The sequence below is a fragment of the bacterium genome (assembly GCA_020440705.1).
Classification (GTDB): domain Bacteria; phylum Krumholzibacteriota; class Krumholzibacteriia; order LZORAL124-64-63; family LZORAL124-64-63; genus JAGRNP01.
Map to the genome: position 1 here is coordinate 1 of JAGRNP010000139.1, position 8,744 is coordinate 8,744.

Consider the following 8,744-nt stretch of genomic DNA (forward strand, 5'->3'; position numbering starts at 1 on the left):
CGCCCCCGCGACAACGACAGCATCCAGGAGACCCAAGATGAGAATCACGCAAGGCGCATTTTCCTTCCTGCCGGACCTGACCGACGCGCAGATCGGCAAGCAGGTCGAGTACTGCCTGCAGCAGGGCTGGGCCGTGGCCCTCGAGTACACCGACGATCCGCACCCCCGCAACACCTACTGGCAGATGTGGGGCCTGCCGATGTTCGACCTGCAGGACCCGGCCGGCGTCGTCCAGGAACTCAACGCCTGCCGCGACGCCAACCCGGAGCACTACATCCGCATCAACGCCTTCGACTCCACCAAGGGCTGGGAGACGGTGCGGCTGTCCTTCATCGTCCAGCGCCCGAGCACCGAGCCCGGCTTCCGCCTCAAGCGCGAGGAATGCGCCGGCCGCAACCTCCGCTACACGCTGGAGAGCTACGCGGTCGCGCGCCAGCCCGAGGGCCAGCGCTACCCGCGCTGATCCCCGGACGCGCCCACCGCAGCGGCGGCCCACCGGGCCGCCCTGCCCCACCGACCACAGGAGACGAGACATGAATGCCGACCCGAGGCAGGCCCTCGCCACGCCTGCCGAAGCCACCGAAGCGCCCGAGAGCGGCCCGGTCGACCTGGCCGCCGAGTTCCGCGACGCGGGCATCGGCGAGGTGCTGGATGCCCTCGACCGGGACCTCGTCGGACTCGAGCCGGTCAAGCGCCGGGTGCGCGAGATCGCCGCCCTGCTGCTGGTGGACCGGGTGCGGCAGCGCCGCGGCCTCTCGGCCACTCCGCCCTCGCTGCACATGAGCTTTTCCGGCAACCCCGGTACGGGCAAGACCACCGTCGCGATGCGCATGGCAGAGATCCTGCAGCGCCTGGGCTTCTGCCGTCGCGGCCATGTCGTTGCCGTGACCCGGGACGACCTGGTGGGCCAGTACATCGGCCACACCGCCCCCAAGACCAAGGACGTGCTGAAGCGGGCCATGGGCGGCGTGCTGTTCATTGACGAGGCCTACTACCTCTACCGGCCGGAGAACGAGCGGGACTATGGCCAGGAGGCCATCGAGATCCTGCTCCAGGTGATGGAGAACCAGCGCGACGACCTGGTCGTGATCCTGGCCGGCTACGCCGACCGGATGGAGCGCTTCTTCGAGTCCAACCCGGGCATGAAGTCGCGCATCGCCCACCACGTGGATTTCCCCGACTACAGCAACGTCGAGCTCTCGGAGATCGGCGACCGCATGCTGGCCCAGTGGAACTACCGCTTCGACGCGGGCGGCCGCAGCGCCTTCGCCGAGTACGTGTCGCTTCGCCGCGCCAAGCCCGGCTTCGCCAACGCCCGCTCGATCCGCAACGCGCTGGACCGGATGCGGCTGCGCCAGGCGCTGCGCCTGTTCGAGTGCGGCGAGGTGGTCGACGAGTCGGCCCTGACCCTGATCACCGAGGCCGACGTCCGCGCCAGCCGCCATTTCCAGGAACCCGTCGAGCCGGAGCCCCAGGGGGTAGCGGCCGACATCTACGACCCGGAGCGGGTCAGCGAGCGGGGCGACTACTGACCCCTGACCGCAGCAGAGAGACATAACAAAACTACACGAGCAGCGACTGGAGACACACCATGTTCAGCATCGAGCGTCAGACCCTGACCGAATACCTGATCGAGCAACGCCGCACCCACCCGGACGCCACCGGCGCCCTCAACGCCCTGATCCTGCAGGTCGCCCAGGCCTGCAAGGCCATCTCCCGGGCGGTCGCCCACGGCGCCCTGGCCGACATGCTCGGCGACCATGGCGCCGAGAACGTGCAGGGCGAGAAGCAGAAGAAGCTCGACGTCATCGCCGACCAGATGTTCCTGCGCGCCACCCACTGGGGCGGCGGCCTGGCCGGCATGATCTCGGAGGAGAACGAGGATCCGATTCCGCTGCCCGAAGGCAAGATGCACGGCAAGTACCTGCTGGCCTTCGACCCGCTGGACGGCTCCTCAAACATCGACGTGAATGTCTCGGTCGGCTCGATCTTCTCGATCCTGCGGGCCAAGACGGACAACAACCCGGCCACGCCCGAGGACTTCCTCCAGCCCGGCACCGAGCAGGTGGCTGCCGGCTACGCCATCTACGGCCCCTCGACGATGCTGGTGCTGACGGTCGGGCGCGGTGTCGTCGGCTTCACCTTCAATCCGATGCTGGGGGACTTCTTCCTCACCCATCCGGACCTGCAGATCCCGCATCAGACGCGGGAGTTCGCGATCAATGCCTCCAACGCGCGCTTCTGGGAGGCGCCGATCCGCCGCTACGTGAACGAATGCCTGGCCGGCCGCAGCGGCCCCCGGGGCGAGGACTTCAACATGCGCTGGATCGCCTCGCTGGTGGCCGAGACCCACCGCATCCTGATGCGCGGCGGCGTCTTCATGTACCCCCGCGACCAGAAGGATCCGGCCAAGCCGGGGCGTCTGCGCCTGCTCTACGAGGCCAACCCGATCGGCTTCATCGTCGAGCAGGCGGGCGGGCGCGCCAGCACCGGCGCCCGTCCGGTGCTCGAGGTGCAGCCCGAGTCCCTGCACCAGCGCATCGGCTTCGTCTTCGGCTCCCGCGAGGAGGTGGAGCGGATCGAGCGCTACCACAACGACCTGCCGATGGGCGGCACCGACCACGGCATGCCGCTCTTCCACGAGCGCTCGCTGTTCCGCGACGAAGCGATCATCCAGTAAGGAGCCAGGACCATGTCAGAACGTCACCCGATCGTGGCCATCACCGGCTCCTCCGGCGCCGGCACCAGCACCGTGCAGCGCACCTTCGAAGAAATCTTCCGCCGCGAGGACGTCACCGCCGCGGTGATCGAAGGCGACAGCTTCCACGCCTACGACCGCCTCGCGATGCGCCAGAAGCTGAAGGACGCCGAATCCGACGGCAAGCTCTCCCACTTCAGCCACTTCGGCCACGAGGCCAACCTCTTCGGCGAGCTGGAGCAGCTCTTCCGCGAATACGGCGAGACCGGCCGCGGCCGCCGCCGCAAGTACCTCCACGACCACGCCGAGGCCGAGCCCTATGGCCAGGAGCCAGGCACCTTCACGCCGTGGGAGGAACTGCCCGCCAACACCGACATGCTGTTCTACGAGGGCCTGCACGGCGCCGTCAAGCATGGCGAGATCGACGTCTCGCGCCACACCGACCTGCTGATCGGCGTGGTGCCGGTGGTGAATCTGGAGTGGATCCAGAAGCTGCACCGGGACAAGAAGACCCGCGGCTACTCCACCGAGGCGGTCACCGACACGATCCTGCGGCGGATGCACGACTACGTGCACTACATCGTGCCCCAGTTCTCCCGCACCCACGTGAACTTCCAGCGGGTGCCGATGGTGGACACCTCCAACCCCTTCATCGCGCGGGAAATCCCGACCGCGGACGAGTCGATGGTGGTGATCCGCTTCGCCAACCCCAAGGGCATCGACTTCGCCTACCTGCTGAACATGGTCCACGACAGCTTCATGAGCCGCGCGAACACCATCGTCGTGCCCGGCGGGAAGATGGAACTGGCCATGCAGCTGATCTTCACCCCGTTCATCTGGCGCCTGATGGAGCGCCGCCGCAAGTTGATGTGATCCGGAGACCCGCCCCATGAACATGCCCGTCGAAGCCCACGCCGACCAGGCCGCCCTGGACGCCCGCTGCGCCAATGCCCTGCGATTTCTCGCCATCGATGCCGTCGAGGCCGCCAAGTCCGGCCACCCCGGCATGCCGATGGGCATGGCCGAGATCGCCGTGGCGCTGTGGACGCGCCACCTGAAGCACGACCCGGCGGACCCGTCCTGGGCCGACCGCGACCGCTTCGTGCTGTCCAACGGGCACGGCTCGATGCTGATCTACGGCCTGCTGCACCTGGCCGGCTACGACCTGCCGATAGACGAGCTGCGGCGCTTTCGCCAGCTCCATAGCAAGACCCCGGGCCACCCCGAGGTCGGCCTGACCCCCGGCGTCGAGACCACCACCGGCCCCCTCGGCCAGGGCCTGGCCAACGCGGTCGGCATGGCGATGGCCGAGAAGCAGCTGGCGGCCGAGTTCAACCGCCCGGAAGCGAACATCGTCGACCATCGCACCTGGGTCTTCCTCGGCGACGGCTGCCTGATGGAAGGGGTCAGCCACGAGGCGGCCGGCATCGCCGGCGTGCAGCGTCTGTCCAAGCTGATCGCCTTGTGGGACGACAACCGCATCTCGATCGACGGCGAGGTGTCCGGCTGGTTCTGCGACGACACCCCGGCCCGCTTCCGCGCCTATGGCTGGAACGTGGTCGAGGCGGTCGATGGCCACGACGTGGAGGCCCTCGACCGGGCCATCCGCGAGGCCCTCGCCAATGCCGAGAAGGACGCCGGCCCGACCCTGATCTGCTGCCGCACGACCATCGGCAAGGGCAGCCCAGCGCGGGCCGGCACCGCCGGCATCCATGGCGCCCCCCTCGGCGCCGAGGAGATCGCCGCCACCCGCCAGGCGCTGGGCTGGCCCCACGGGCCCTTCGAAATCCCCGACGATGTGCGTGACGCCTTCGATGCCCGCGCACGGGGCGCGGCCGCCCGCACCGACTGGCAGGCCCGCCTCGCCACCTACCGCCAGCATTGCCCGGAGGCCGCCGCCGAGTTCGAGCGGCGCATGGGCGGCGCGCTGCCGATCGGCTTCGATGTGCTCTGCCGCGCGCTCCTCAAGGCGGTGAACAACGAGGCCGCCAGCCCCGCCACCCGCAAGGCCAGCCAGCAGGCCATCGGCCGCGTGGCGCGGGCGCTGCCCGAGCTGATCGGCGGCTCTGCCGACCTGACCCACTCCAACCTCACCGACTGGCCCGACTGCGGCCGCATGACGGCCGACCACCCCGGCCGCCACATCAGCTGGGGCGTGCGCGAGTTCGGCATGGCCGCGGCCTGCAACGGCATGGCCCTGCATGGCGGCCTGCTGCCCTTCTGCGCCACCTTCCTGACCTTCTCGGACTACGCCCGCAACGCGATCCGGATGAGCGCCCTGATGCGCCAGCGGGTGATCTACGTGATGACCCACGACTCCATCGGCCTGGGCGAGGACGGCCCGACCCACCAGCCGATCGAGCATCTGCCGAGCCTGCGCCTGATTCCCGGCCTGGACGTCTGGCGGCCCTGCGACGCGGTCGAGACCCAGGCCGCGTGGATCGCCGCGGTCAATCGCGGCGACGGCCCCAGCCTGCTCGCCTGCTCGCGCCAGAACCTGCCCCACCAGCCCCGCGACGACGAGCGCCTGGGCGAGATCGCCCGTGGCGGCTACGTCCTGCGCGAAGCGGGCGGCGGCAGCGCCCGGGTGGTGCTGATCGGCACCGGTTCCGAGGTCTCGCTGGCGGTCGCCGCCGCCGAGCGGCTGGAAGCCGACGGCATCCCGACACGGGTGGTCTCGATGCCCTGCACCGCCGCCTTCGAGCGACAGGACGCCGCCTGGCGCGACGCGGTGCTGCCCCCGGCGCTGCCCCGCGTCGCGGTCGAGGCAAGCCAGCCCGACCTGTGGTGGAAGACCCTCGCCGGCGCGCCGCGGGCGGCCGTGGTCGGCATCGAGCGCTTCGGCGAATCGGCGCCGGCCGGCGACCTGGCGGCCTTCTTCGCGATGACCCCCGAGCGGGTCGCCGATGCGGCCCGCGCCATCGCGAACCCCTGACGATTTCGTGCGGCCGCGCCGGGTCCCGTCTTCCCCGGGGACCTCGCCGTTGCTCCCTCCTCCGGCCGGGTTCATTACCTTGTCCGTGCGCGAGCCGCCTTCTTATTCGATCGACATTTTCAGAGAGAACCGGAGACAATCACCATGAGCATCCGCGTCGCCATCAACGGCTACGGTCGCATCGGCCGTAACGTCCTGCGCGCCCATTTCGAGGGGGGACAGTCGCACCCCATCGAGATCGTCGCGATCAACGACCTGGGCAGCCCCCAGACCAACGCCCACCTGACCCGCTACGACAGCGTCCACGGCCCCTTTCCCCACGACGTGGACGTCGACGGCGACACGCTGACCGTCGCCGGCAAGCCGATCCGCGTCACCGCCGAGCGGGACCCCGCCAGACTGCCGTGGCGCGAGCTGGGTGTCGACGTGGTGCTGGAATGCACCGGCCGCTTCAACAGCAAGGCCAAGGCCTCGGCCCACCTCGAGGCCGGTGCCGCCCGGGTGCTGCTGTCGGCCCCCGGCGCCGCCGATGTGGACGCGACCGTGGTGTATGGCGTTAACCACGGCACCCTGTCCTCGTCCCACCGGGTGGTGTCGAACGCCAGCTGCACCACCAATTGCCTCGCCCCGCTGGTCCACGCCCTGCACGGCCCGCTGGGCATCGTGCGCGGCCAGATGATCACGGTGCACTCCTACACCAACGACCAGGTCCTGACCGACGTCTATCACGAGGACCTGCGCCGCGCCCGTAGCGCCACCCAGTCGCTGATCCCCACCAAGACCGGTGCCGCCGCCGCGGTCGGGCTGGTGCTGCCCGAGCTGGCCGGCCGGCTCGACGGCTTCGCGATCCGCGTGCCGACCCCCAACGTCAGCTTCACCGACTTCACCTTCATCGCCAGCCGCAACACCACCGCCGAGGAGGTGAACAACCTCGTGCGCGAAGCGGCCCGCGGCCGCCTGGCCGGCGTGCTGGCAGTCAATGAACTGCCGCTGGTGTCCTGCGACTTCAACCACAACCCCCACTCCAGCATCCAGGACGCCACCCTGACCCGCGTCGACCACAACCTGGTCAAGGTGACCTCCTGGTACGACAACGAGTGGGGCTTCTCGAACCGCATGCTCGACACCACCGTGGCGATGATGGAGGCGATCTGACATGAGCCCGACCCAGCCGACCCCGCTGGCGACCGGCCCCGCCGGTCGCGACGACACGATGCCGGACTTCCTGCGTCTCGAGGACCTGGACCTGGCCGGCAAGCGCGTCTTCATGCGCGCCGACTTCAACGTGCCCCTGACCCCCGAGGGCGGCATCGCCGACGACAGCCGCATCCGCGCCACGCTGCCCGGCATCCGCCACGTCCTCGACGCCGGCGCCTCGCTGGCGATCACCTCCCACCTGGGCCGGCCGACGGAAGGCCGGCTCGCCCGCGAGGACTCCCTCGCGCCAGTCTCCGACCGCCTCTCCGAGCTGCTCGGGCGGCCGGTGCCGCTGGTCACCGAGTGGGCCGACGGGCGCTTCCCGATGATGCCCGGCCAGGCCGTGCTGCTCGAGAACTGCCGCGGCAACGTCGGCGAGAAGGCCGACGATCCGGCGCTGGCCGAGCGCATCGCCGCCGCGGTGGACATCTATGTGAACGAGGCCTTCGGCACCGCCCACCGCAAGGAGTGCACCCTCTCGGCCCTGCCCGCCGCGATGCCCGTCGCCTGCGCCGGCCCGCTGCTGGCGGCCGAGCTGGACGCCCTGGGTCGCGCCCTCGCCGCGCCGGCCCGCCCGCTGGCGGCCATCGTCGGCGGCTCCAAGGTGTCCACCAAGCTGGCCGTGCTGGAGCGCCTGGCGGACAAGGTGGACCTGATGATCGTCGGCGGCGGCATCGCCAACACCTTCATCGCCGCGCGCGGTTTCTCGGTCGGCAACTCGCTCTACGAGGCGGACCTCATCGAGGCGGCGAGCCGCATCATGCACCGCCTCGCGGCCCGCGGCGGACGGCTGTGGCTGCCCCGCGACGTGGTCTGCGCCGACGCCTTCAGCGAAACCGCGAACATCACCGTGTGCGGCATCGACGCGGTGCCGGCTGGCCGGATGATCCTCGACATCGGCCCGGACAGCCAGGCCGAGCTGGCCGACCTGCTCGGCGGCAGCGGCACCATCGTCTGGAACGGCCCCCTCGGCGTCTTCGAGATGGGCCCCTTCGCCGGCGGCACCCGCGCCCTCGCCAGCGCCATCGCCGGCAGCCCCGGCTTCTCGATCGCCGGCGGCGGCGACACCCTGGCGGCCATCGCGGCCTTCGGCGTCACCGACCGGATCGACTACGTCTCGACCGGCGGCGGCGCCTTCCTCGAGTTCCTCGAGGGCCGCGAGCTGCCCGCCGTCGCCGCCCTGGTCCGCCACAAGCAGGACCCGGCCCGCGCCGCCGCCTGACCCCCGACCCCAGACAAGGAGACCCACCATGGCAATGATCGCCCTCAGGCAACTGCTGGACCACGCTGCCGAGCACGGCTACGGCGTGCCGGCCTTCAACATCAACAACATGGAGCAGATCCAGGCCATCATGGCGGCCGCCGAGGCCACCGCCAGCCCGGTGATCCTGCAGGCCTCGGCCGGCGCCCGCAGCTACGCCGGCGAGCCCTACCTGCGCCACCTCGTCGAGGCGGCCGTCGAGCAGCACCCGGACATCCCGATCTGCATGCACCAGGACCACGGTGCCAGCCCGGCGGTCTGCCAGCAGTCGATCCGCTCCGGCTTCACCAGCGTCATGATGGACGGCTCCCTGCGCGAGGACATGAAGACCCCGGCGAGCTTCGACTACAACGTCGACGTCACCCGCCGGGTGGTCGAGATGGCCCACGCCGTGGGCGTCAGCGTCGAGGGCGAGCTGGGCTGCCTCGGCTCCCTCGAGACCGGCCAGGCCGGCGAGGAAGACGGCGTCGGCGCCGAAGGCACGCTGGACCACAGCCAGCTGCTGACCGACCCCTCCGAGGCCGCCGACTTCGTCGCCGCCACCGGGGTGGACGCGCTGGCCGTCGCGATCGGGACCAGCCACGGCGCCTACAAGTTCACCCGCCCGCCCACCGGCGACATCCTCGCCATCGACCGCATCCGCGCCATCCACG

At 70.4% G+C, this 8,744-nt stretch carries 8 protein-coding genes; all 8 read left to right on the forward strand.

From position 1 onward, the window contains the following. Nucleotides 1-37 precede the first annotated feature (37 nt). Nucleotides 38-463 (forward strand): ribulose bisphosphate carboxylase small subunit, encoded by a 426-nt coding sequence (locus KDM41_15600; protein ID MCB1184853.1) that lies wholly within the window; start codon nucleotides 38-40, stop codon nucleotides 461-463. Between the two features lie 70 nt (nucleotides 464-533). Beyond that, nucleotides 534-1,532, forward strand: a complete 999-nt coding sequence (cbbX, locus tag KDM41_15605) for a CbbX protein (GenBank protein MCB1184854.1) — start codon at nucleotides 534-536, stop codon at nucleotides 1,530-1,532. Nucleotides 1,533-1,591: 59 nt separating this feature from the next. Continuing rightward, nucleotides 1,592-2,680, forward strand: coding sequence for a class 1 fructose-bisphosphatase (locus KDM41_15610; GenBank protein MCB1184855.1), 1,089 nt, complete (start codon nucleotides 1,592-1,594; stop codon nucleotides 2,678-2,680). 12 nt (nucleotides 2,681-2,692) lie between these two features. After that, entirely contained in the window at nucleotides 2,693-3,571 is an 879-nt protein-coding gene (locus KDM41_15615) for a phosphoribulokinase (protein MCB1184856.1), read from the forward strand. A 16-nt stretch (nucleotides 3,572-3,587) separates the two neighbouring features. Then, nucleotides 3,588-5,633 (forward strand): transketolase, encoded by a 2,046-nt coding sequence (tkt, locus tag KDM41_15620; protein MCB1184857.1) that lies wholly within the window; start codon nucleotides 3,588-3,590, stop codon nucleotides 5,631-5,633. Nucleotides 5,634-5,777: 144 nt separating this feature from the next. After that, the gene (gene gap, locus KDM41_15625; GenBank protein ID MCB1184858.1) at nucleotides 5,778-6,788 is read left to right on the forward strand and encodes a type I glyceraldehyde-3-phosphate dehydrogenase; all 1,011 of its coding nucleotides are present in this window, start codon (nucleotides 5,778-5,780) and stop codon (nucleotides 6,786-6,788) included. 58 nt (nucleotides 6,789-6,846) lie between these two features. Then, complete coding sequence (locus tag KDM41_15630) at nucleotides 6,847-8,052, forward strand: phosphoglycerate kinase (protein MCB1184859.1); 1,206 nt, start codon at nucleotides 6,847-6,849, stop codon at nucleotides 8,050-8,052. Between the two features lie 28 nt (nucleotides 8,053-8,080). Continuing rightward, nucleotides 8,081-8,744: ketose-bisphosphate aldolase (locus tag KDM41_15635; protein ID MCB1184860.1), on the forward strand; the 664-nt coding region annotated here is incomplete at its 3' end.

Coding starts and splice junctions, on each gene's coding strand:
- KDM41_15615 (MCB1184856.1), top strand. CDS start 2,693: ATGTCAGAACGTCACCCGATCGTGGCCATCACCGGCTCCTCCGGCGCC.
- tkt (MCB1184857.1), top strand. CDS start 3,588: ATGAACATGCCCGTCGAAGCCCACGCCGACCAGGCCGCCCTGGACGCC.
- cbbX (MCB1184854.1), top strand. CDS start 534: ATGAATGCCGACCCGAGGCAGGCCCTCGCCACGCCTGCCGAAGCCACC.
- gap (MCB1184858.1), top strand. CDS start 5,778: ATGAGCATCCGCGTCGCCATCAACGGCTACGGTCGCATCGGCCGTAAC.
- KDM41_15600 (MCB1184853.1), top strand. CDS start 38: ATGAGAATCACGCAAGGCGCATTTTCCTTCCTGCCGGACCTGACCGAC.
- KDM41_15630 (MCB1184859.1), top strand. CDS start 6,847: ATGCCGGACTTCCTGCGTCTCGAGGACCTGGACCTGGCCGGCAAGCGC.
- KDM41_15610 (MCB1184855.1), top strand. CDS start 1,592: ATGTTCAGCATCGAGCGTCAGACCCTGACCGAATACCTGATCGAGCAA.